Here is a 23,387-nt window from a genome sequence, read left to right as displayed (position 1 = left end):
AAGGGCCTCGGCTCGAAGGGGTTTCGGCTCGAAGGGGTTTCGGCCCGGACGGTCTCGGCTCAGACGGCCGGGACGCAGCGGCCCTCTTCGGTCCGGTACTGCCACTTCGCGCCGTCCGCGACGAGCTCCTTGACCGCGCGGACGAACCGCTCGACGTGCTCGTCGGGGGTGCCCGCGCCGAAGCTGACGCGGATCGCGTTCAGCCCGGGGGTCCCCCCGGACGGAGTCTGGGGGAGCTCCCCCGGCGCCGCCTCCGGAGCGCCGCATTCGCCCTGGGTCTGCGGCTCGCTGCCGAGGAGGGTGCGGACCAGCGGGTGGGCGCAGAACAGGCCGTCGCGGACGCCGATGCCGTACTCGGCGGAGAGCGCGGCCGCGAAGTGGGAGCTGTTCCAGCCGTCCACCACGAAGGAGATGACGCCCACGCGCGGGGCGTCGTCGCCGAAGAGGGACAGGACGCGGACCGCCGGGACCCCGGCGAGGCCTTCGCGGACCTCGGCGATGAGCCGGCGCTCGCGGGCCACCAGGTTCTCGAAGCCGGCCTCGTTCAGCGCCTTGCAGGCGGAGGCGATGGAGTAGACGCCGATGACGTTCGGGGAGCCGGCCTCGTGGCGCGCGGCCGTGGTGTGCCACTCGACGTCCACGCCGCCGTCCTCGCGGCGGGCCACCTTGCGGGAGGCCCCACCGCCGGCGAGGTACGGCTCCGCCTCCTGAAGCCAGTCCGCGCGGCCGGCGAGCACGCCCGAGCCGAAGGGCGCGTAGAGCTTGTGCCCGGAGAAGGCCACCCAGTCCACGTCCAGTTCCCGTACGGAGACCGGGTGGTGGGGGGCCAGCTGGGCGGCGTCCAGCACGATGCGCGCGCCGTGCGCGTGCGCGGCGGCGGCGAGTTCCTTCACCGGCCACAGTTCACCGGTGACGTTGGACGCGCCGGTGACGCACACGAGGGCGGGGCCGTAGGGGTCGCGGTCGGCGAGCGCCCGCTCCAGGGTGGCGACGGCCTCGTCCGGGGTGCGCGGGGCGTTGAGGTAGGTGACCCGGGCGTTCGTCCAGGGCAGGAGCGAGGCGTGGTGCTCGGTCTCGAAGACGAAGACCTGGCAGTCGGCCGGGAGGACGGCGGCGAGCAGGTTGAGGGAGTCGGTGGTGGACCGGGTGAAGACCACCTGGTCGCCGGGGCGGCAGTCGAGGAACTCGGCGACCGTCGCGCGGCTCTGCTCGAACAGGTCGGTGGAGAGCTGCGAGAGGTAGCCGGCGCCGCGGTGCACGCTGCCGTAGTACGGGGCGTAGGCGGCCACGTCGTCCCAGACGCGCTGGAGGGCGGGGGCGCTGGCCGCGTAGTCGAGGGCGGCGTAGGTGACCTCGCCGCCGGTGACGAGCGGGACGGTCACGTCGCGGCCGAGGACGGCCAGCGGCTCGGCACGGGCGGGGTCGACGGTGGCGTCGGCGGTGGCGGCAGCGGTGGTGGCGTTCAGGGAAGCGGACATGGCGGAATCTCCCGGCAGGCAGGTCTGAATGGCTTCGGTGTGCCCGTACGCGGGTACGACTCGGCTCGCGGCCGGCGACCGGGGTACGGGAAGTCCTCGAACCGATCCGGGGTACACGGAAGTGACCCTGATCCGAGGGTTGAAGAAGGGGCTGAGTCGCCCTATCGCATTCGCTTGCTCACGGAAACGCTCCTCGAGAGACCAGGACCCCTGGTGTCGAGGGATCCGCGCTTGCCGTAGGCCTTGCTGCCTACGACCTGGTCATCACCCGGGGCACCCCGCCACGGAAGGAGGGTTGCCGGACAGCAAGCCGGGGCCTAAACGCTGTCACTCGTGACCTGGTCAGCATCCTGCCACACGATCCCGCGGCCGGGGACCCCGGTCCGCATGGCGGACCGGGGTCGTGGCGCGAAACGATCGGTCGGAATCAGGCGCTCCGGGGGGCGGGCCGGGGGCGGCGGCCCGCGGGCTACGCGTTGCTCGCCGCCACCCAGCGTTCGAGCGCGGCCCGCGCCGCGCCCGAGTCGATCGACTCCGCCGCACGGGCGATGCCGGCCGCGAGCTGCTCCTCCAGGGTGCCCGTACCCGGGTCCAGAGCCACCAGGGCCGCGGCCGAGTTCAGCAGGACCGCGTCGCGGACCGGGCCCGTCTCCCCGGCCAGCAGGCGGCGGGCCACCTCCGCGTTGTACGAGGGGTCGGCGCCGCCCAGGGCGGACACGTCCACCAGGGAGATGCCCACGTCGCGGGGGTCGAAGGACTGCTCCGAGACCTTTCCGTCGCGCACCCACCACACCCGCGAGGTGGCGGTCGTGGTCAGCTCGTCCAGGCCGTCGTCACCGCGGAAGACCAGCGCGGACGAGCCCCGCTCGGCGAGCACGCCCGCCACGATGGGGGCCACCCGGGCGTCGGCGACACCGGTGGCCTGGGCCCGTACCCGGGCGGGATTGGTCAGCGGGCCGAGGAAGTTGAAGGTGGTGCGGATGCCCAGCTCCTTGCGCGCCGCCGCCACGTGCCGCAGCGCCGGGTGGAACTTCACGGCGAAGCAGAAGGTGATGCCGGCCTCCTCGGCGACCTGCACGACCCGCTCCGGGGTGAGGTTGAGGTTGACGCCGAGCTTCTCCAGCACGTCCGAGGACCCGCTCGCGGAGGACGCCGCCCGGTTGCCGTGCTTGACCACCTTCGCGCCCGTACCGGCCACTACGAGCGCCGACATCGTGGAGATGTTCACCGTCTTGGCCCCGTCGCCGCCCGTGCCGACGATGTCCACGGTCCGGCCCGGCACTTCGATCAGGTTGGCGTGCGCGTACATGGCCCGCACCAGGCCGTTGATCTCCGCGACCGTCTCGCCCTTGGCCCGCAGCGCGACCGCGAAGCCGGCGATCTGGGCGTCGGTGGCCTCTCCGCGCATGATCCGGTCCATGGCCCAGGCCGTGTCGTCGGCGCTGAGGTCCCGGCCGGTCAGCAGGGCGTCGAGGACGCCCGGCCAGCCACGGGCCGCCACGCTGTCGCCGCCTGCCGGGGTCACAACGTTCATGGTCCGCTCCTGCTGCTGGTCGGCCGTCCGATGCCGGGGCCCACGTCGAATGGGAAGGTCTTCAGCCTATCCAGCCCCGGAGACGGCAAAGAGCCCCGTCCAGACACTGGACGGGGCTCCCGCTGTGGCGACACCAGGACTGACCGAAACCAGTCCCTCGAGCGATCAGACGATCAGACAGTGACGCAGCGATCAGTGGTGGCCGTGGCCACTCTGGATCTCCTTGTACTCCTCGGCCGTGGGCTTCGGAATCTGGTTGTTCTCCGCGTAGAAGCCCTTGCTGAGCTTCGCACGGAGCTTCTCCGTGGACTTCACCTTGCGCTCGACACCGTTCTCGTCGACCGTCGGGCCGATCTCGACCGGCTCGTACTGCTCGTGCGAGGTGAGCGTGTGCAGCGCGCCCTGCGGAAGCGGCTCGTGGACCTCGACGAACTCACCGTGCGGCAGGCGCTTGATGATGCCGGTCTCGCGACCGTGCAGCACCTTGTCGTGGTCCCGGCGCTGGAGGCCGAGGCAGATGCGCTTGGTGACGATGAAGGCGAGGACCGGGACGGCGAAGAAGCCGATCCGGACGAACCACGTGATGCTGTTGATCGAGAGGTGGAAGTACTGCGCGAACATGTCGTTTCCACCGCCGATCAGGAGCACGATGTACTCCGCGATCCAGGCGACACCGAAGGCCGTACGGGTCGGGACGTTGCGCGGGCGGTCCAGGATGTGGTGCTCGCGCTTGTCCCCGGTGACCCAGGACTCGATGAACGGCCAGACGGCGATGGCGCCGAGGACCACCGGGAAGACCAGCAGCGGGATGAGCACGCCCAGGACGAGCGTGTGGCCCCACAGGTTGATCTCCCAGCCCGGCATGGCTCGGATCAGGCCTTCCGGCATGCCCATGTACCAGTCGGGCTGCGCACCTGTGGACACGTGGTCCGGGCGGTACGGGCCGAGCGCCCAGATCGGGTTGATCGAGGCGATCGCCGAGATGGCCGCGATGACACCGAAGACCAGGAAGAAGAAGCCTCCGGCCTTGGCCATGTAGACCGGGAGCAGCGGCATGCCGACGACGTTCTTCTCGGTCTTGCCGGGTCCCGCGAACTGGGTGTGCTTGTGGTAGAAGACCAGGATCAGGTGGGCCACCAGCAGGCCCATCATGATGCCGGGCAGCAGCAGGATGTGGACCCCGTAGAAGCGTGCGACGAAGTCGCCGCCGGGGAACTCTCCGCCGAAGAGGAAGAACGAGATGTACGTGCCGACGACCGGCACGGACAGGATCGCGCCCTCCATGAAGCGGACACCGGTGCCCGAGAGCAGGTCGTCCGGCAGGGAGTAACCGGTGAAACCGGTGAACATGCCGAGGACCAGCAGCAGGAAGCCGAAGATCCAGTTGACCTCGCGCGGCTTGCGGAAGGCGCCCGTGAAGAAGACGCGCATCATGTGCACGACCATGGCCGCGACGAAGATCAGCGCCGACCAGTGGTGGATCTGCCGGATGAGCAGACCGCCGCGGACCTCGAAGCTGATGTGGAGCGTCGAGGCGAAGGCCTCGGACATCATGACGCCCTGCATCGGCACGTAGGGGCCGTGGTACTCGACTTCGTTCATGCTCGGGTGGAAGAACAGCGTCAGGTACACACCCGTGAGGATGATGATGATGAAGCTGTAGAGGCAGATCTCACCGAGCATGAAGGACCAGTGGTCCGGGAAGATCTTGCGCATGTTGGCCTTGGCCAGGCTGTAGATGCCCAGTCGGCCGTCGGCCCAGTCGGCTACGCGCTCGCCGGCCGGAGCCTTGCGCTCTTTGCCGGCCGCCGGAGCGGCTGATGGGTTGTTGGTGGCAGTGCTCATCCGCGCTCCCAGAATGCAGGACCGACGGGCTCTTCGAAGTCGCCGAGCGCCTCGAGGAAACCTTCGTCATTGACGCCGATCCGCAGCTGCGGGAGCGCGTGACCAGCCGGGCCGAAGATGACTCGGGCGCCGTCGGAGAGGTCGAAGGTGGACTGGTGGCACGGGCAGAGCACGTGGTGCGTCTGCTGCTCGTACAGGCTGATCGGGCAGCCGACGTGGGTGCAGATCTTCGAGTAGGCCACGATGCCGTCGTGGGACCACTCCAGCTCCTGCTTGTCCTTGATGTCCTCCGGCTTGATGCGGACGATCATCAGGGCAGCCTTGGCGATCTGCTGCTGGAAGTCGTGCTGCTCCTCTTCCAGGCCTTCCGGCATGGCGAAGGTCAGCGAACCGACGGCGACGTCCTCGGGACGCAGCGGCTGGTTCGTGTTCTGGTTGACGAGCAGCTTGCCCTTGGCCCAGATCGTCTTGCGGAGCTTGTCCTCCGGCAGCGGGCCCAGGTCGCGCAGGATCACGACGGCGGAGAGCGGCAGCAGGGCCAGCGCACCGAGCATCGTGTTGCGGATCAGCGGGCGGCGGCCGATGGCCGATTCGCGCGCGCCGTCCGCGAAGTCCTGCAGGACCTGCGCCTTGACCTCGGCCGGGGCCGCGATCTCGTGACGCTCGGCGGCGACCTCGACATCGGACATCAGGGTGCGGGCCCAGTGGACCGCGCCCGCGCCGATGCAGAAGAGGGCCGTGCCCAGCGTCATGCCCAGCGCGAAGTTCAGAGCGCTCACCTTCCCGAGGGGGAAGATGTAAACGATCTTGTCGACCGGGAAGGTCACGAACGAGGCGATGAAGCCGATCGTGGCCAGCATCGACAGCGTGAACAGGAAGGCCACCGTGCGCTCGGACCGCTTCGCGGCCCGCTCGTCGATGTCCTGGATGCGCGGCTTGTGAACCGGGAGGCCCGGGTCGGCGAACGGGTCGTCCGCCAGTGCCACGCCACCGTGGTGCGCGTCGCCCTGCTCGCTCGGCAGGTGCTTCTCTACGGGAATGTCTTGGCTACTCATGACTTCTTGGCCTTAGCGGTGTGGGCCGCGACCCAGACGGCGACAGCGATCAGCGCACCCAGACCGAAGATCCAGCCGAACAGACCCTCGGAGACGGGGCCGAGGCCACCGAGCTTGAGGCCCCCGGGGCTGGTCGACTTCTCGCCGTTCACGTTCTGGAGGTACGCGATGATGTCCTTCTTCTGCTTCTCCGGCATGGTGCTGTCCGGGAAGGAGGGCATGTTCTGCGGGCCGGTGATCATGGCCTCGTAGATGTGCTTCGGCTCGACGCCCTCGAGGTTCGGGGCGTACTTGCCGGTCGTCAGAGCGCCGCCCTCGCCGGTGAAGTTGTGACACTGCGCGCAGTTGTTGCGGAACAGCTCACCACCCTTGGCGATGTCGGCACCCGCCGGGTCGTACTGCTTCTCGTGCGGCGTGATCGGGCCGGCCCCGAGGGACGCGATGTACGCGGCCAGCTGGTCGGTCTGCGCCTGGTTGTAGATGACGGGCTTCTTCGGCACCTGGGCGCCGGGCTGCTGGGCGGGCATACGGCCCGTGCTCACCTGGAAGTCGACGGCTGCGGAGCCGACGCCGACCAGGCTCGGGCCGTCAGTGGAACCCTGACCGCCGGTTCCGTGGCAGCTTGCGCAGCCGACGGCGTAGAGCTTCTGGCCCTCCTCGATGGCGAGGGACTGGGCGGTTTCGTCCGCCTGCGCATTGCCCGCGGGGGCGAAGGCGGCGTACAGCCCCCCAGTGACCGCCAGCGCGAAGAGTAGAACGACGACCGCCGCCAGCGGATGGCGTCGTCGTGCGGAGAGCTTTTTCACGGATTACCCCGGTGTCAGGATCTTCTGCGTCGGTGTTTCTGGATGGAGTGCCGGGACGGGCCCGGCGACGTGTTCGCTACTTGATCAGGTAGATCGTCGCGAAGAGGCCGATCCAGACGACATCGACGAAGTGCCAGTAGTAGGACACGACGATGGCCGACGTGGCCTGTTCGTGGGTGAACCTCTTGGCCGCGTACGTCCGGCCGAGGACCAGCAGGAAGGCGATGAGACCGCCCGTCACGTGCAGACCGTGGAAACCGGTGGTCAGGTAGAACACCGATCCGTACGGCCCGGACGAGAGGGAGATGCCCTCGTGCTTGACCAGCTCGGTGTACTCGAACACCTGGCCGCCAATGAAGATCGCACCCATGACGAACGTGATGATGAACCACGTCCTGAGCTTCTTCACGTCACCGCGCTCGGCGGCGAATACGCCGAGCTGGCAGGTGAGCGAAGACAGCACCAGGATCGTCGTGTTCGTCGCCGAGAACGGAAGGTTCAGGAAGTCGGCCTGTTCCTTCCAGTACTCGGGTCCTGTCACGGATCGCAGGGTGAAGTACATCGCGAAGAGGGCCGCGAAGAACATCAGCTCGGAACTCAACCAGATGATGGTTCCCACGCTGACGAGGTTCGGCCTGTTGACCGTCGGGTGCGCGTGCCCGGTATCTACTGTCGTTGCTGTCGCCACGACCGACATTATGTCGGTCCCTTATCCCGCCCTCACCCCGGGGGGTGCCGTTCGGAGTGTCAGGGCCGTGTGCAAGGCCCGAACGGCCCATCAGATCGGCTCCCCGAGCGCGCCGGCCATCTGATCACGAGGCTGCGCGAACCGATGTGGGCACGGGGTCGGACGGAGTAGCATCCCGCGCAACATCAGCGTTTTTCACGGGACACGTGGAGGAACGAAATGCGGGCGACTGCGCGGGTTCTGGTCTACAGCGACGACGCGGGCACCCGGGAGCAGGTGCGGCTGGCGGCCGGGCGCAGGCCGGCCGCGGACCTGCCGCCGGTGGAGTTCCTGGAGTGCGCCACGCTGGCGGCCGTACTGAGCCAACTGGACGCGGGCGGCATCGACGTGTGCGTCCTGGACGGCGAGGCGGTTCCGGCCGGCGGCATGGGCGTGTGCCGCCAGATCAAGGACGAGATCTTCCAGTGCCCGCCGGTCCTGCTCCTGATGGGCCGTCCGCAGGACGCCTGGCTGGCCACGTGGAGCCGCGCGGACGCCGCCGTCACCCTTCCGGTGGATCCGGTGGACTTCGCGCAGTCCCTGGCGGGTCTCCTGCGCGCACGGCTCTCCCCGGCGGCCTAGGCGGCCCAGGGCCCGTACGGCCCCCTGCCCCGGTGGTTACACCTGGGGGCGCAGGCGCGCCCGGTCGACGGGGCTGCGGCCCTCCTGGGTGCCCTTGAGGAGGGCGCTGCCCTGGCGCCAGTCCTTCCAGTCGAGGTTCCAGTCGCCGTAGCCGTTGCCGAAGTTGTCCATGTCGTCGCCGATGCTGTTGATCACCCGGACGATGTCGCCCTCGGTGATGTTCTCGTAGAACCAGGCGGCGTTGCCCGTGCTCATTCCGGTGCAGCCGTGGCTGACGTTCTCGGAGCCCTGGGAGCCGACGGACCACGGCGCGGCGTGGACGTATTCACCACTCCAGGTGACGCGAGTCGCGTAGTAGACGGGCAGGTTGTAGTACTCGCTGCCGCCGATGCCGACCGTGTCGCCGCGCATCTGGACGTAGTACTGCTTGCCGAGGACCACCTTGACGCCGTTGCGGGTGGAGAAGCCCGGCTTTCCGGTGGTCACCGGAATGGTGTTGATCACTTCTCCGTTGCGCTTGAACGTGAGGTAGTGCGAGGCGGCGTCCGTGGTGACCTCGACGCGGTCGCCGATCTGCAGCTTCAGCGGCTTCGAGGCGGCCCCGTGGAGGTCGTCGGAGATCTTGACGCCCTCCAGGTTGCTCCGGACGGACACGGTGGTGTTGGCGGGCCAGTAGTCCTTGGGCCGGTAGTGGAGCGTCTTGTCGTCCACCCAGTACCAGGCACCGACGACGTCGGGCGGGGCGTCGACGATCAGGCCCCGTTCGATGAGGGCGCGGGCGGCCTTGTCCTTCACGGGTTCGCTGAGTTCGGCCGTGAAGGGCTGTCCGACGCCGTACTTGCCCTCCTCCGGGCCGAATTCGACCTTGAGGACCTTCTTGGCCGGGGTGGTGTCGAAAGCGAGCGTGCGCTGCCCGGGCGCCCCGCGCTCGTCCTCGGTGCTGACGGTGACGTCGTAGCGGACACCGGCGGCCATCGGGACGGTGCTGTGCCAGCGGTCGCCCGCGGCCGACAGCTCGCCCGCCAGCCGGCGGCCGTGGGTGTCCACGGCGCTGACGTCGGTGATCCGGCCCTCGCCGCTCTTGGCGGTGATTTCCAGGGGCCGGTCCGGATCGACGGGGCGGGACCCGGCGGACTGGTTGAAGGCGACCTGATCGCCCGCGTCGTAGGGGCGGGCAGACAGCGGGTTGGTGTCGCCGGACCCGCATGCGGTGGCGCCGGCCCCGAGGGACGCGACCAGCAGGGAGCAGCCGATTACCGTCCAAAGACGCGGTGACTGGTTCATGGAGTCAACGCTATGAAGATATGACAATTACGGCGCGCGGGGTGACTGCAAACGAGGGGCCCGGACTCCTCCATTGGAGGAGTCCGGGCCCCTGGTCCGGCTCCGCGTCCGCCGCCCGGGCGGCGGACGCGGGTACGGCTACTGGTTCTGGTTCTCGCCGCGGTAGTACTCGTACACCCAGCCCCACAGGCCGATCACGATGATCGGGGCGGAGAAGTACATGAGCCACCATCCGAAGACGACGCCCATGAACGCGAGCGCGCCGCCGATGCCCAGCGAGAGCGGCTGCCAGCTGTGCGGGGAGAAGAACCCGAGCTCGCCCGCCTCGTCGGCGACGTCGGCCTCCAGGTTGTCCTGGGCCATCTCGTCCACGCGCTTGGCCGTGAAGGCCAGGTAGTAGCCGATCATGACGCTCAGGCCGAAGGCCAGGAAGAGCGCGGTGGTACCGACGGGCTCCTTCGACCACACGCCGTACACGACGGCCATGATCAGGATGAAGAAGGAGAGCCAGAGGAACATCTTGCCCTGGATCTTCACTTGCCGGCCTCCTTGCCGCCGGTGACTGCCTTGGTACCGGCGTCGTGGTCCGCGAGGTGGTCGAGGGCCGCGATCTCCGGGTGGTGCAGGTCGAACGCCGGGGACTCCGAACGGATCCGCGGCAGGGTGAGGAAGTTGTGCCGCGGCGGCGGGCAGGAGGTCGCCCACTCCAGCGAACGGCCGTAACCCCACGGGTCGTCGACCTCGACCTTCTTGCCGTACTTGGCCGTCTTCCAGACGTTGTACATGAACGGCAGCATCGACAGGCCGAGCAGGAACGAACTGATCGTGGAGATCGTGTTCAGCACGGTGAAGCCGTCGGCCGCGAGGTAGTCCGCGTAACGACGCGGCATGCCCTCGACGCCCAGCCAGTGCTGCACCAGGAAGGTGCCGTGGAAGCCGGTGAACAGCGTCCAGAAGGTGATCTTGCCGAGGCGCTCGTCCAGCATCTTGCCCGTCATCTTCGGCCACCAGAAGTGGAAGCCGGCGAACATCGCGAAGACCACGGTGCCGAAGACGACGTAGTGGAAGTGCGCGACGACGAAGTACGAGTCGGAGACGTGGAAGTCCATCGGGGGCGAGGCCAGGATGACGCCGGTCAGACCACCGAAGGTGAAGGTGACCAGGAAGCCGATCGTCCAGAGCATCGGTGTCTCGAAGGACAGCGAGCCCTTCCACATGGTGCCGATCCAGTTGAAGAACTTCACACCGGTCGGTACCGCGATCAGGAAGGTCATGAAGGAGAAGAACGGCAGCAGCACACCGCCGGTGACGTACATGTGGTGGGCCCACACCGTCACCGAGAGGCCGGCGATCGAGATCGTCGCGGCGATCAGGCCGATGTAACCGAACATCGGCTTGCGCGAGAAGACCGGGATGACCTCGGAGACGATTCCGAAGAACGGCAGCGCGATGATGTACACCTCTGGGTGTCCGAAGAACCAGAAGAGGTGTTGCCACAGCAAGGCGCCGCCGTTGGCCGCGTCGAAGACGTGCGCACCGAACTTGCGGTCGGCCTCCAGCGCGAAGAGCGCGGCGGCCAGCACCGGGAAGGCGAGCAGGACCAGGACACCGGTCAGCAGCACGTTCCAGGTGAAGATCGGCATGCGGAACATCGTCATGCCGGGTGCGCGCATGCAGATGATCGTGGTGATGAAGTTGACCGAACCGAGGATCGTGCCGAAGCCGGAGAAGGCCAGACCCATGATCCACATGTCGGCGCCGATGCCCGGCGAGCGGACGGCGTCCGACAGCGGGGAGTAGGCGAACCAGCCGAAGTCGGCGGCACCCGAGGGGGTGACGAAGCCGGCCACCGCGATGGTCGAACCGAAGAGGTACAGCCAGTACGCGAACATGTTCAGCCGCGGGAACGCCACGTCGGGCGCGCCGATCTGCAGCGGCATGATCCAGTTCGCGAAGCCCGCGAAGAGCGGGGTGGCGAACATCAGCAGCATGATCGTGCCATGCATGGTGAACGCCTGGTTGAACTGCTCGTTCGACATGATCTGCGTGCCCGGACGGGCCAGCTCGGCGCGCATGAAGAGCGCCATGATCCCGCCGATGATGAAGAACACGAACGACGTGACCAGGTACATCGTGCCGATGGTCTTGTGGTCGGTCGTGGTCATCCACTTCACGACCACGTTGCCCGGCTGCTTGCGCCGTACCGGCAGCTCGTTCTCATACGAGTCGGCGGCGGCACCCTGAGATTCGTTGAGGATGCTCACAGTTTGTTCACTTCCGCATTCCGGGCCGGGTCGGTCTGCTTGATGCCGGCCGGGAGGTAGCCGGTCTGGCCCTTCTCGGCCAGCTCCTTGAGGTGCGCCCGGTACTCCTCCGGCGAGACGATCTTCACGTTGAAGAGCATCCGGGAGTGGTCGACGCCGCAGAGCTCGGCACACTTGCCCCTGAAGACGCCCTCTTCCTTCGGGGTGACTTCGAAGACGTTGGTGTGGCCCGGAATGACGTCCTGCTTGAACAGGAAGGGGAGCACCCAGAAGGAGTGGATGACGTCGTTCGACGACAGGACGAAGCGGACCTTCTCGCCCTTGGGGAGCCAGAGGGTCGGACCCGGGTAGGTGACGCCCTCGGCGGCCTTGTCCGGGTTGACGTCGGCCGGAGTGCCCTTTTCGTAGACGCCTTCGGCGCCCGCGGGGAAGGCCTTGGTGAAGCGGTCCGGGATGGCGGCGAGTTCCTTCGGAACCTCGCCCGCCTTCGGGGTCGCCGCGTCGCCGTCGACGTCCTCGACGTAGTTGAAGCCCCAGCTCCACTGGAAGCCGATCACGTTGATCGTGTGCGCCGGCTTGGCGGAGAGGGCGAGCAGCTTCGATTCATCGCGCGCGGTGAAGTAGAACAGCACCGAGACGATGATGAGCGGGACCACGGTGTACAGCGCCTCGATGGGCATGTTGTACCGGGTCTGCGCGGGGACCTCGATCTTCGTCCGGCTGCGCCGGTGGAAGATGACGCTCCACATGATCAGGCCCCACACCAGGATGCCCGTGATGAGCGCGGCCGCCCAGGATCCCTGCCACAGGGAAAGGATGCGCGGCGCCTCCTCGGTGACCGGAGTCGGCATTCCGAGGCGGGGGAAGTCTTTCCATGTATACGAGCAACCAGTGGCGGTCGCCAGGACCGCGCCCGCAGTCAGCGCCTGCAGCAGCTTCCGCCGCATCGGGCGCCGCGGCGAGCGGTCGGAGCCGTAGGGACTCACGTAGCGCCTTCCCGAGAGTCTCGGCCCGCGCGGCCGGCCGCGGCCGTATTCGGGTCGGTCGCCGGCCCTGACGCAGGCAGGGGTTTGGATGTTTATGCGGACCAAACCCTACTGGACGCTATTTGGGGTCGCGCGGGGAGGGTGCCCAACGCGCCGTTACTGACCCCGAAGGGATGGATCCGCCGTACGGGGGACGGCCCAACCCGCCCCGAATGGCGGCATTCCGACGGCATCTGACGGCCCCTGACCTCGGCCGGACGCCGGGCCGGAGCAGCCGCCGGTTAGCGTGACCGGATGCCGTACTTCGACACCGCGTCCGCCGCCCCGCTGCACCCCGTGGCCCGGCAGGCGCTCCAGGCCTCCCTTGACGAGGGCTGGGCCGACCCCGCCCGGCTGTACCGCGAAGGGCGGCGGGCCCGACTGCTGCTGGACGCGGCCCGGGAGGCGGCGGCCGAGGCCGTGGGCTGCCGTCCCGACGAGCTGTCGTTCACTCCTTCGGGGACGCACGCGGTTCACTCGGGCATCGCGGGGGTGCTCGCGGGGCGCCGGCGCGTCGGCGGGCACCTGGTCGTATCAGCGGTGGAACACAGCTCCGTGCTGCACGCGGCGGAGCTGCACGCGGCGGGCGGCGGCCTGGTGAGCGAGGTCCCCGTGGACCGGCTCGGCCGGGTCTCCCCCTCCGCCTACGGGGACTTGGTGCGCCCGGACACCGCGCTGGCCTGCCTCCAGTCGGCCAACCACGAGGTGGGCACGCTGCAGCCGGTGGCCGAGGTCGCGGAGGTCTGCGGCGCGGCCGGGGTGCCGCTGCTGGTGGACGCGGCCCAGTCGTTGGGCTGGGGGCCCGTCGAAGGAGCCTGGTCCGTGCTGTGCGCGAGCGCCCACAAATGGGGCGGCCCGGCCGGGGTCGGCCTGCTGGCGGTCCGCAAGGGCGTCCGCTTCTCGCCCCAAGGCCCCGCCGACGAAAGGGAGTCGGGCCGCTCCCCCGGCTTCGTCAACCTGCCGGCGGTCGTCGCGGCGGCGGCGTCCCTGCGGGCGGTGCGGGCCGAGGCGGACGCGGAGGCCGCGCGGCTGCGGATCCTTGTCGACCGGCTGCGGCGGCGGGTGGCCCGGCTGGTCCCGGACGTGGAGGTGGTGGGCCACCCCGACCTCCGGCTGCCGCACCTGGTCACCTTCTCCTGCCTGTACGTGGACGGCGAGACCCTCCTCCACGAGCTCGACCGGGCGGACTACTCGGTGTCTTCGGGCTCCTCGTGCACCAGCTCGACGCTGACGCCGTCCCACGTCCTGCGGGCGATGGGGGTGCTGTCGGAGGGGAACGTACGGGTGTCCCTGCCCATGGGCACGACGGCGGCCGAGGTCAACGGCTTCCTGGAGGTCCTGCCGGGGCTGGTGGCGGACGTCCGCGAACGCCTCGGCGCGGGGGAACCGCCGGTGTCGCTGCCGGAGGCCGACTCCCTGGAGCTGGACGCGCTCGGGCTGCGGTGCCCGCAGCCGGTGATCGAGCTGGCGCGGGCGATCGGGCGGGTGCCGGTCGGGGGGACGGTGACGGTCCTGTCGGACGACGAGGTCGCGCGGCTGGACATCCCGGCGTGGTGCGCGATGCGGGGGCAGCAGTACGTGGGCGAATCGCCGCGCCGCCGGGGCGTGGCCTACACGGTCCGCCGGACGGCCTAGCCCGGCACCCCGGTCGCGGCGCCGGACGGCCTAGCCCGGCGCTCCGGACGCGGCGCCGGACCGCGTGGGCCGGCGCTCCGGTCGCGGCGGCGGACGGCGTGGGCCGGCGCTCCGGTCGCGGCCGAGCCTGTGGGGCTCGGGCGCGACCGGGCTCCGGACGGCTACGCCGAGAGGTGGGTGCGGACCTCGGCGGCCGCCTCGTCGCCGTAGGCCTTCGTGAAGCGGTCCATGAAGTGCGCGCGGGCCAGCGTGTACTCCTGGGTGCCCAGGGTCTCGATGACGAGGGTGGCCAGCATGCAGCCGACCTGCGCCGCCCGCTCCAGGCCGACGCCCCAGCCCAGCCCCGTGAGGAAGCCCGCGCGGAACGCGTCGCCGACGCCCGTCGGGTCGACCTTCGCCGTCTCCTCGGGGCAGCCGACCACGATCGGGTCCTGGCCGGCCCGCTCGATCCGGACGCCGTTGGAGCCGAGGGTGGTGACCCGCGTGCCGACCTTGCCGAGGATCTCCGCGTCGGTCCAGCCGGACTTCGCCTCGATGAGGCCCTTCTCGTACTCGTTCGAGAAGAGGAAGGTCGCGCCGTCCATCAGGGTGCGGATGTTCTCGCCGTCCATCCGGGCGATCTGCTGCGAGAAGTCCGCCGCGAAGGGGATCCCCCGCGTCCGGCACTCCTCCGTGTGGCGCAGCATCGCCTCGGGGTCGTCCGCGCCGATCAGGACGAGGTCCAGGCCGCCCACGCGGTCGGCGACGGCCTTCAGCTCGATCAGACGGGCCTCGCTCATCGCGCCCGTGTAGAAGGAGCCGATCTGGTTGTGGTCGGAGTCCGTGGTGCAGACGAAGCGCGCGGTGTGCAGCACCTCCGAGATCCGGACGGAGGCGGTGTCGACGCCGTGGCGGTCCAGCCAGGCGCGGTACTCGTCGAAGTCGGAGCCGGCCGCGCCGACCAGGACGGGACGGATGCCGAGCTGGCCCATGCCGAAGCAGATGTTGGGGCCGACGCCGCCGCGCCGTACGTCGAGGTTGTCGACGAGGAAGGAGAGGGAGACCGTGTGCAGCTGGTCCGCGACCAACTGGTCGGCGAAGCGGCCGGGGAAGGTCATGAGGTGGTCGGTGGCGATGGAGCCGGTGACTGCGATGCGCACGGCGTGGACGCTCCTGCGGAGGACGGCAAGGGGACGTTCAAAGCTACCCGGTCGTCGGCGTATGGCCGACCGGACGAAACTACCCCGTAGTAGGGCTTTCTTCGCCCGCGGCGGCGTGCATACCGTGCCCCATGACCTACACCGATGGCTACGGGTACGCAGAAGCCGCCGACGCGCGGCCCGGCTTCGCACGGCTACTGGGCGACTGCGCCAGGATGGCACCGCACTGGCAGGTGACCGAGGGCCCCCGCCAGGACCGGGTGGCGCCCTCGCAGATCCACGGGATCCGCGTCCCGGCGGCCTCGGTCCGGCTGATCGCCTCCACGGCCGCCTACGGGGACTGAGGACGCGGGGAACCGGATCCGCGCCCGTTCCGTCACACCCGCATCAGCCACGGCGGGACGGACAGAGGAGCGATGCGGTGACCAGCGAACAACCGGACAGCACACCGGACACATCACGCGCCACACGACGGCGCCCGGCCTGGGCCGTCGGCTCGATCGCCGCCGCCGTCCTGCTCGCGGGCGGCGGCACCGCGTACTGGGCGTCCACCGCCCACGGGGACGGCCGTACGGGTGACAGCGCGGCCTCGGCGCCCCGGGTCGCGGTGGCTCCGTCCGGGCCCGGCATCGCCCCCGGCGAGCCGGATCCCTCCGGCGGCGGGGTCATGTACACGGCCGACGTCAAGCTTCCCGACGGCCCGGCGACCGCGCCCGCCTTCTCGGCGAGCGGCGAGGTGACCTCCGCGGACGTGGCCCGGCTCGCGGCGGCCCTCGGCCTCTCCGGCGCGCCCCGGCAGGCCGGGGAGACCTGGCTGGTCGGGGAGGGCGCCGACGGCTCCGGCCCCCGGCTCATGGTGAACCGCAAGGCCCCCGGGACCTGGAACTTCTCCCGGCACCAGGTGGGCGGGACCGGGGACGACTGCGTGCGCGGCAAGGACACCTGCGGCCCGGCCACCCTCCCCCAGGACAATGCCGGTACGAGCCCCGGCGCGGCCGCCGGCATGACGCAGGGCGACCCCGTCCCGGAGGAGGCCGCGAAGGCCGCGGCCGGTCCCGTACTGGCGGCCGCCGGCCAGAGCGGCGCCAAGCTGGACGCCCGTCTCACCCAGGGCTCGGTCCGCGTGGTGAGCGCCGACCCGGTGATCGGCGGACTGCCCACCCAGGGCTGGTCCACGAAGATCGGCGTCGGGGCGGACTCCGCCGTGGTCTCGGGCAGCGGCGAGCTGACGGCTCCCGTACGGGCCTCCGAGCAGCCGGTGATCGGCTCCGTCGAGGCACTGGCCCGGCTCAACGACAAGGCCAAGGGGTCCTCCGGCGGACCCCGCCCCGACCCCAGCGGCTGCGCCACGAGCGTCCCGCTGACCCCGGACACCCCCGTGGGCGCCACGGACACCCTGCCCTGCAATCCGGAGCCCCGGCCGATGAAGCCGCCGCGCACGGAGTCGGTACGGGGCGCCGCGCTCGGGCTGGTTCCGGGAACGGTCGACGGGGCCCGGGGTCTGGTGCCGGCCTGGCTCTTCGAGGTGGCGGGCAAGGACGGCGGCGCGGGTCACACGGTGGCCGAGCCCGCGGCCGTGACGCAGGAGTCGGGCGCCACCACGGCGCCCTCCTCGCCCGTCCCGCCTTCGAAGGCGCTCACCGTGCCCGGGTACGCGTACGCCGAGGCCGACCGGACGCTGACCGTGAACTTCTGGGGCGGGGTGTGCAGCACGTACGCCCTGGAGGCCCGGGAGCAGCCGGAGTCGGTCATGGTGAAGATCACGGACACCCCGACCAAGCCGGGCCAGTCCTGCATCATGCTCGCGCAGGAGATGACGGTCACGGCCCGGCTCCAGCAGCCGCTGGGCGACCGGAAGGTGATCGACGCGACCACGGGCAAGCCGCTCCCCCGGCGGTAGCCGGGAGCGGCCGGTGGCCGGCATGCGAGAGGGGCCCGCCCGCGGAAATCCGCGGGCGGGCCCCTCTCGTGGTCCCTGGTGTTCCTACAGCTCAGTGGGGCTTAGCTGAAGGAGTCGCCGCAGGCGCAGGAGCCCGTGGCGTTGGGGTTGTCGATCGTGAAGCCCTGCTTCTCGATGGTGTCGACGAAGTCGATGGACGCGCCGTGGAGGTACGGGGAGCTCATCCGGTCCGTGACGACCTTGACGCCGTCGAAGTCCTTCACGACGTCGCCGTCGAGGGAGCGCTCGTCGAAGAAGAGCTGGTAGCGCAGGCCCGAGCAACCGCCGGGCTGGACGGCGACGCGCAGCGCCAGGTCTTCGCGGCCTTCCTGCTCCAGCAGGGTCCTGACCTTTTCGGCGGCGGCGTCGGACAGGAGGATGCCGTCGCTCACGGTGGTCTTTTCGTCCTGTACGGACATCTGCATTCACTCCCGAAGTGGGCGGCTCCCCGCCCGAGGCAGGGAAACGTCGGACTCTTGCCGTCGGTGGCAACGAGCGGGACCGCGGTTTCATTCCGGACCCGACGCTTGTTTCAGAAATTCCATGCTCGCACACCTCGCCGGGCGGCGAGGCGGTACCACGGTCAGGCGAATTCGTCACATCGACACTATGGCCATCGTCAAACTGACATGAAGCAGCTATCATATATAATGTCAAATAGACGAGAAGTCGAAGCGATGGCTTCCGAAGTCCCTTGTCGCAGAACAGAAAGGGTGCGTGTCGTGACCACCGCCCAGCCTTTGGACGTCCAGCCGACGCCCCTTGCCCTGCTGCTGCTCGGCCGCGAAGCCGACCCCAAGAGCGAGCGCGGCGTGGAGTGCCCCGGCGACCTGCCCTCGCCCTCGGACCCGAACCTGGTGGCGCGGGCCCGGGCGGCCAAGGAGAAGCTCGGGGACAAGGTCTTCATCCTCGGCCACCACTACCAGCGTGACGAGGTCATCGAGTTCGCCGACGTCACCGGCGACTCCTTCAAGCTGGCCAAGGACGCGGCCGCCAGGCCGGAGGCCGAGTACATCGTCTTCTGCGGCGTCCACTTCATGGCCGAGTCCGCGGACATCCTGACCTCCGACGACCAGAAGGTCGTCCTGCCGGACCTGGCCGCGGGCTGCTCCATGGCCGACATGGCCACGGCCGAGCAGGTCGCCGAGTGCTGGGACGTGCTGACCGAGGCCGGGATCGCGGGCACCACGGTGCCCGTCTCGTACATGAACTCCTCGGCCGACATCAAGGCCTTCACCGGCAAGCACGGCGGCACGATCTGCACCTCGTCCAACGCGAAGACGGCCCTGGAGTGGGCCTTCGAGCAGGGCGAGAAGGTGCTCTTCCTCCCGGACCAGCACCTGGGCCGCAACACCGCCGTCCGCGACATGGGCATGTCCCTCGACGACTGCGTCCTCTACAACCCGCACAAGCCGAACGGCGGCCTGACCGTCGAGCAGCTGCGGAACGCCAAGATGATCCTGTGGCGCGGCCACTGCTCGGTCCACGGCCGCTTCTCGGTCGACTCGGTCAACGACGTGCGCGCCCGCATCCCCGGCGTGAACGTGCTGGTCCACCCCGAGTGCAAGCACGAGGTCGTGGCGGCCGCGGACTACGTCGGCTCCACCGAGTACATCATCAAGGCGCTGGAGGCGGCCCCGGCCGGCTCCAAGTGGGCCATCGGCACCGAGCTGAACCTCGTACGCCGCCTGGCGAATCGTTTCGCCGCGCAGGACAAGGAGGTCGTCTTCCTCGACAAGACGGTCTGCTTCTGCTCGACGATGAACCGCATCGACCTCCCCCACCTGGTGTGGACCCTGGAGTCCCTGGCCGAGGGCAACCTCGTCAACCAGATCCAGGTCGACAAGGAGACCGAGAGCTTCGCCAAGCTCGCCCTGGAGCGCATGCTCGCGCTGTGACGCGGCGGGGCCGCCGCGCGCAGCGGCGGCCCCGTACACGGCCGAAGGGCCGCCCCCTCCTCCTGGAACCCAAGGAGGAGGGGGCGGCCCTTCGGCTTTCCGTCAGACGGTGACCGGGTCCTCGTCGTCCGCGGACGCGGACGGGGAGGGGACCACCGTCAGGCGGGCCCGGCGCTTCGCGCGGCGGCGCTCCTTGCGGAGCTCCAGCATCGTGTACAGGGTCGGCACCAGGAGCAGCGTCAGCAGCGTGGAGCTGATCAGGCCGCCGATGACGACCACCGCGAGCGGCTGCGAGATGAAGCCGCCGGCGCCCGTGACGCCCAGCGCCATCGGGAGCAGCGCGAAGATCGTCGCCAGTGCCGTCATCAGGATCGGGCGGAGCCGGTGGCGGCCGCCCTCGATGACCGCTTCGACGACGCCGAGGCCCTGGGCCCGGTACTGGTTGACCAGGTCGATCAGGACGATCGCGTTGGTCACCACGATGCCGATGAGCATCAGCATGCCGATCATCGCCGGGACGCCCATCGGGGTGCCGGTGACGAGGAGCAGGCCGAGCGCGCCGGTGGCCGCGAACGGGATGGAAACCAGCAGGATCAGCGGCTGGACGAGCGAGCGGAACGTCGCGACGAGCAGCATGAAGACGATCGCGATGGCCGCGAGCATGGCCAGGCCGAGCGAGCCGAAGGCCTCGCTCTGGTCCTGTCCGACGCCGCCGATGGTGGCGGTGGCGCCCGCGGGCAGGTCCAGGGCCTTGATCTTGGACTGGAGGGCGGCGCTGACGGCGCCGGTGTTGTCGCCGACCGGCTTCGCGGTGACGGTGGCGGCGCGGGCGCCGTCGATCCGGGTCATCGCGACCGGGCCGGGGACCTCCTTGACCTCGGCGATGTCGCCGAGCGTGAGCGGCCCGACCGGCAGCGCCCGCAGCTGGGCCAGGGTGGTGGCCGGCTGCGCGGACCTGATGACGATGTCCCGCTCGGTGTCGTCCAGTACGGCCTTGCCCGCCGGGTTGCCCCGTACGGCCTGGGCGACGATGCCGCCGAGGGCGGCCTGGCTGATGCCGAGCTCCGCCGCCTCGGGGGTGGCGGTGACCGAGATCCGGGGCACGGACTGGGACAGGTCGCTCTGGACGTCGGTGACGTCCGCGAGGGTGGCCACCTCGGCGCGGACCTGCTCGGCCGCCTTGGCGAGGACCGCCGCGTCGCCGGCCTTGACGACGACGCTCAGGTTCTGGCTGCCGAAGCCGCCGCCCGCCGAGATGCTGGTGTCGCCGATGCCGTCGAGGCCGCCCAGCGCGGTCTCGATGCGCTTCTTGACGGCTTCGGAGTCCTTGGAGTCCTTCAGGGTGACCTGGTAGGAGGCCTGGTTGGAGCCGGTACCGCCGCCGAAGGCGGCCAGGAAGCCGGAGGAGCCGACGGTGACCTGGTGGTCCTTGACCCCCTCGGTCTGCGCGAGGGCCTTCTCGACCTTGCGGCTCGCCTCGTCGGCGGCCGCCAGCGAAGTGCCGGGGGCCAGCTGCTGCTTGACGGTCAGGACGTCCTGGTCGCCCTGGTCGAAGAAGTTCGTCTTGAGCAGCGGGGTCATGCCGAGCGTCGCGACGAGCACCACGACGGCGACCGCCACCGTGGCGAGCCGGCGCCGGGTGACCAGGCCCAGGGCCCGTACGTAGAACTGCTGGAGCTTGCTGCGGGCCTCCTTCTCCTCCGCCTCGCGGCGCGCCTTCTCGGCGCTCTGGGCGTCCCCCGCGCGCACGCCCTCGGGCGCGCGCAGGAACCAGTACGAGAGCACCGGCACGACGGTCAGGGAGACGAGCAGCGAGGCCAGCAGGGAGGCGGCGACGGTGATCGAGAACGGGCCGAAGAACTCGCCGACCATGCCGCCGACGAAGGCGATCGGCAGGAAGACGGCGACGGTGGTGAGCGTGGAGGAGGTGACCGCGCCGGCGACCTCCTTGACCGCGGTGATGATCGCGCTCTCGCGCTCCTCGCCGTAGCCGAGGTGGCGCTTGATGTTCTCCAGGACCACGATCGAGTCGTCGACGACCCGGCCGATGGCGATGGTGAGGGCGCCCAGCGTCAGCATGTTGAGCGAGAGGTCGCGGGTCCACAGCACGATCAGCGCGAGGACGACGGACAGCGGGATGGACACCGCGGTGACCAGCGTCGAGCGCACCGAGCCGAGGAAGACCAGGATCACGATCACCGCGAAGACCAGGCCGAGCAGGCCCTCGGTGGTCAGCCCCGAGATGGACTTGGCGACGGCCGGGCCCTGGTCGCTGACCACGGTCAGCTCCGCGCCGGAGCCGAGGGTGGAGCGCAGCTCGGGCAGCGCGTCCTTGACGGCGTCCGAGATGGCCACGGCGCTGCCGTCCTTGTCCATCGTCAGGACGAGGGCGAGGCTGGGCTTGCCGTTGGTGCGCGTGATCGAGACGGCCTTGGCGGGCTCCTGCTTCACGCTCGCCACGTCACCGAGGCGGACGGCCGGCTTGCCGGGTCCGGCGGTGAGGCGCAGGTCCTCCAGCTGGGCGAGCGAGGTGTAGCCCGAACCGACCCGTACGGTGCGGTTCTTGCCCGCCTCGTCGAAGGAGCCGGCGGGGACGGCGGCGCCGCCCGCCTGGAGGCCCTGGGCGAGGGCGGCGCCGTCGAGGCCGGCCGCGGTGAGCTTGACGGGGTCCGGGGTGACGGTGACCTGGAGGTCCTGGACGCCGTTGACGCTGACCTGTCCGACGCCCGCGATGTCCTGGAGGACGGGCACGACGGACTTGTTCAGCTGGTCGGCCAGCGCCTGCTGGTCCTTGTCGGAGGTGACGGCGAGGACGACGGTCGGCATGTCGTCGGTGGAACCGGCCACCACCTGGGGGTCGACCTCGGCGGGCATCCGGACGCGGGCCCGGTTGACGGCCTGCTGGACGTCGGCGACGAGCTGCTTGGTTCCGGTGTCGCCGTAGTCGAAGGTCGCCATGATGAGGGCGTTGCCCTCGCTGGCGGTCGAGGTGATGCCGGTGATCCCGTCGACGCCCTTGAGGGTGGCCTCGATCGGTTCGATGACCTGCTTCTCCACCACGTCGGGGGAGGCACCCTGGTACGGCGCGAGCACGGACACCATCGGCAGATCGATGGAGGGCAGCAGCTGCTGCTTGAGCTGCGGGATGGCTATGGCGCCGAAGAGGAGCGCGACGAGCGACACGAGGCCGATCAGCGCCCTTTGGGCCAGGCTGAAGCGGGACAGCCGGAACATGGGTATGGGGATCTCTCTGCAGTGACGTGTGTGCCGTCGACGAGTTGACGTCGAAGTCATCCCACCGGGCACGCGCGAGGGCTCCTCAGCCTCTCGCGCGCACGGGCACGGCGGCGTCGGCCCCAGGTCCCGTCCTCATCCGGGGCATACCGCGTCCGCAGTAGACGGGACTACTCCGCCCTGGGCCGGACTAGTCCCGATTCGTAGGCGATGACCACCAATTGCGCACGGTCGCGGGCGCCGAGCTTGGCCATGGCCCGGTTCACGTGCGTCTTGACGGTGAGCGGGCTCACCACCAGCCGGCGGGCGATCTCGTCGTTGGACAGGCCCGCCGCGACGAGTACGAGGACCTCGCGCTCGCGTCCGGTCAGCGCGGCGAGCCGCTGCGCGTGCGCCGCGCCGGCGGCGGGGGTGTCCTCGGCGCCGCCGCCCTGGGCGAGGAAGGTGGCGATGAGCCCTTTGGTGGCGGCCGGGGAGAGCAGCGCGTCCCCGGCGGCGGCGACCCGGATGGCGTTGAGGAGCTCCTCGGGTTCGGCGCCCTTGCCGAGGAAGCCGCAGGCCCCCGCCCGCAGGGCCGCGGCGACGTACTCGTCGACCTCGAAGGTCGTCAGCATCACCACGCGTACGTCGGCCAGTTCGGGATCGGCGCTGATCAGCCGGGTGGCGGCGAGGCCGTCGGTGCCGGGCATCCGGATGTCCATGAGTACGACGTCGGGCCGGGCGCTGCGCGCCAGTTCGACGGCGCGGGCCCCGTCGGAGGCTTCCCCGACGACCCGCATGTCGGGCTCGGAGTCGACGAGCACCTTGAACGCGCTGCGCAGCAGCGCCTGGTCGTCTGCGAGGAGCACCTTGATGGGCACCGGGTCCGGGCTCGGGGTCTCTTCCACGCCCCGACCCTACGCCGCGCCCCACCGGGAGGTTTCACCCGAGGGCCAGGACCAC

General features: G+C 70.0%; 19 protein-coding genes and 1 riboswitch. Of the genes, 5 read left to right on the top strand and 14 right to left on the bottom strand.

Features of this window, described 5'->3' with window-relative positions; translation table 11 throughout:
* Positions 1–59: 59 nt before the first annotated feature.
* The 6 genes from J7E97_RS16645 to J7E97_RS16620 form a co-directional block, all read right to left on the bottom strand.
* Entirely contained in the window at positions 60–1,478 is a 1,419-nt protein-coding gene (locus tag J7E97_RS16645; RefSeq protein WP_215027818.1) for an aminotransferase class V-fold PLP-dependent enzyme, read from the bottom strand.
* 222 nt (positions 1,479–1,700) lie between these two features.
* Positions 1,701–1,817: riboswitch (SAM riboswitch) on the bottom strand.
* 130 nt (positions 1,818–1,947) lie between these two features.
* Positions 1,948–3,012: an anthranilate phosphoribosyltransferase gene (gene trpD / locus J7E97_RS16640; protein WP_215027816.1), complete on the bottom strand. Its 1,065-nt coding sequence runs from the start codon at positions 3,010–3,012 to the stop codon at positions 1,948–1,950.
* A gap of 192 nt (positions 3,013–3,204) precedes the next feature.
* A complete protein-coding gene (locus J7E97_RS16635; protein ID WP_215027814.1) occupies positions 3,205–4,857 on the bottom strand; it encodes a cytochrome bc complex cytochrome b subunit in 1,653 nt (550 codons plus the stop codon).
* Positions 4,854–5,912 (bottom strand): ubiquinol-cytochrome c reductase iron-sulfur subunit, encoded by a 1,059-nt coding sequence (locus J7E97_RS16630; RefSeq protein WP_215027812.1) that lies wholly within the window; start codon positions 5,910–5,912, stop codon positions 4,854–4,856. Before J7E97_RS16630 ends, J7E97_RS16635 begins: the two co-directional genes overlap by 4 nt.
* Positions 5,909–6,718: a c-type cytochrome gene (locus J7E97_RS16625; RefSeq protein WP_215027810.1), complete on the bottom strand. Its 810-nt coding sequence runs from the start codon at positions 6,716–6,718 to the stop codon at positions 5,909–5,911. The genes J7E97_RS16630 and J7E97_RS16625 overlap by 4 nt, the downstream gene beginning before the upstream one ends.
* Positions 6,719–6,794: 76 nt before the next feature.
* Positions 6,795–7,415 (bottom strand): heme-copper oxidase subunit III, encoded by a 621-nt coding sequence (locus J7E97_RS16620; RefSeq protein ID WP_215027809.1) that lies wholly within the window; start codon positions 7,413–7,415, stop codon positions 6,795–6,797.
* A gap of 210 nt (positions 7,416–7,625) precedes the next feature.
* On the opposite strand from J7E97_RS16620, the gene J7E97_RS16615 reads away from it, so the two are divergent.
* Positions 7,626–8,027 (top strand): hypothetical protein, encoded by a 402-nt coding sequence (locus tag J7E97_RS16615; RefSeq protein WP_215027807.1) that lies wholly within the window; start codon positions 7,626–7,628, stop codon positions 8,025–8,027.
* A gap of 36 nt (positions 8,028–8,063) precedes the next feature.
* Here J7E97_RS16615 and J7E97_RS16610 read toward each other — a convergent pair whose 3' ends face one another.
* The 4 genes from J7E97_RS16610 to coxB form a co-directional block, all read right to left on the bottom strand.
* On the bottom strand, positions 8,064–9,311 hold the full coding sequence (locus tag J7E97_RS16610; protein WP_215027805.1) for an Ig-like domain-containing protein: 1,248 nt from the start codon (positions 9,309–9,311) through the stop codon (positions 8,064–8,066).
* Positions 9,312–9,449: 138 nt separating this feature from the next.
* On the bottom strand, positions 9,450–9,848 hold the full coding sequence (locus J7E97_RS16605; RefSeq protein ID WP_215027803.1) for a cytochrome c oxidase subunit 4: 399 nt from the start codon (positions 9,846–9,848) through the stop codon (positions 9,450–9,452).
* Complete coding sequence (ctaD, locus tag J7E97_RS16600) at positions 9,845–11,575, bottom strand: cytochrome c oxidase subunit I (protein ID WP_215027801.1); 1,731 nt, start codon at positions 11,573–11,575, stop codon at positions 9,845–9,847. Before ctaD ends, J7E97_RS16605 begins: the two co-directional genes overlap by 4 nt.
* Positions 11,572–12,561 carry a cytochrome c oxidase subunit II gene (gene coxB / locus J7E97_RS16595; RefSeq protein WP_215027799.1) on the bottom strand — a complete coding sequence of 330 codons (990 nt, stop codon included), beginning with the start codon at positions 12,559–12,561 and terminating at the stop codon, positions 11,572–11,574. The genes ctaD and coxB overlap by 4 nt, the downstream gene beginning before the upstream one ends.
* Before the next feature lie 294 nt (positions 12,562–12,855).
* Between coxB and J7E97_RS16590 the strand changes: the two genes are divergently transcribed.
* Positions 12,856–14,235 (top strand): cysteine desulfurase/sulfurtransferase TusA family protein, encoded by a 1,380-nt coding sequence (locus tag J7E97_RS16590; RefSeq protein WP_215027797.1) that lies wholly within the window; start codon positions 12,856–12,858, stop codon positions 14,233–14,235.
* Between the two features lie 161 nt (positions 14,236–14,396).
* Here the strand turns inward: J7E97_RS16590 and J7E97_RS16585 are convergent, their stop codons facing one another.
* Entirely contained in the window at positions 14,397–15,374 is a 978-nt protein-coding gene (locus tag J7E97_RS16585) for a carbohydrate kinase family protein (RefSeq protein WP_215027795.1), read from the bottom strand.
* A 131-nt stretch (positions 15,375–15,505) separates the two neighbouring features.
* On the opposite strand from J7E97_RS16585, the gene J7E97_RS16580 reads away from it, so the two are divergent.
* Together J7E97_RS16580 and J7E97_RS16575 are read left to right on the top strand one after the other, a co-directional pair.
* Positions 15,506–15,718 (top strand): hypothetical protein, encoded by a 213-nt coding sequence (locus tag J7E97_RS16580; RefSeq protein ID WP_215027793.1) that lies wholly within the window; start codon positions 15,506–15,508, stop codon positions 15,716–15,718.
* Positions 15,719–15,795: 77 nt separating this feature from the next.
* Positions 15,796–17,274: a hypothetical protein gene (locus J7E97_RS16575; protein ID WP_215027792.1), complete on the top strand. Its 1,479-nt coding sequence runs from the start codon at positions 15,796–15,798 to the stop codon at positions 17,272–17,274.
* A 101-nt stretch (positions 17,275–17,375) separates the two neighbouring features.
* Here J7E97_RS16575 and erpA read toward each other — a convergent pair whose 3' ends face one another.
* Complete coding sequence (erpA, locus tag J7E97_RS16570) at positions 17,376–17,732, bottom strand: iron-sulfur cluster insertion protein ErpA (RefSeq protein WP_214949940.1); 357 nt, start codon at positions 17,730–17,732, stop codon at positions 17,376–17,378.
* A gap of 294 nt (positions 17,733–18,026) precedes the next feature.
* Between erpA and nadA the strand changes: the two genes are divergently transcribed.
* A complete protein-coding gene (gene nadA / locus J7E97_RS16565) occupies positions 18,027–19,211 on the top strand; it encodes a quinolinate synthase NadA (RefSeq protein WP_215027790.1) in 1,185 nt (394 codons plus the stop codon).
* Positions 19,212–19,313: 102 nt separating this feature from the next.
* On the opposite strand, the gene J7E97_RS16560 is transcribed toward nadA, so the two are convergent.
* Both J7E97_RS16560 and J7E97_RS16555 read right to left on the bottom strand, forming a co-directional pair.
* Positions 19,314–22,445, bottom strand: a complete 3,132-nt coding sequence (locus tag J7E97_RS16560) for an efflux RND transporter permease subunit (protein WP_215027788.1) — start codon at positions 22,443–22,445, stop codon at positions 19,314–19,316.
* 170 nt (positions 22,446–22,615) lie between these two features.
* A complete protein-coding gene (locus J7E97_RS16555) occupies positions 22,616–23,332 on the bottom strand; it encodes a response regulator transcription factor (protein ID WP_215027786.1) in 717 nt (238 codons plus the stop codon).
* Positions 23,333–23,387: the final 55 nt, after the last annotated feature.

This window comes from Streptomyces sp. ISL-66 (genome assembly GCF_018614135.1).
Lineage (GTDB): Bacteria > Actinomycetota > Actinomycetes > Streptomycetales > Streptomycetaceae > Streptomyces.
Note: the sequence above shows the minus strand (reverse complement) of the source record. Positions and strands in the feature narration are given on the sequence as shown.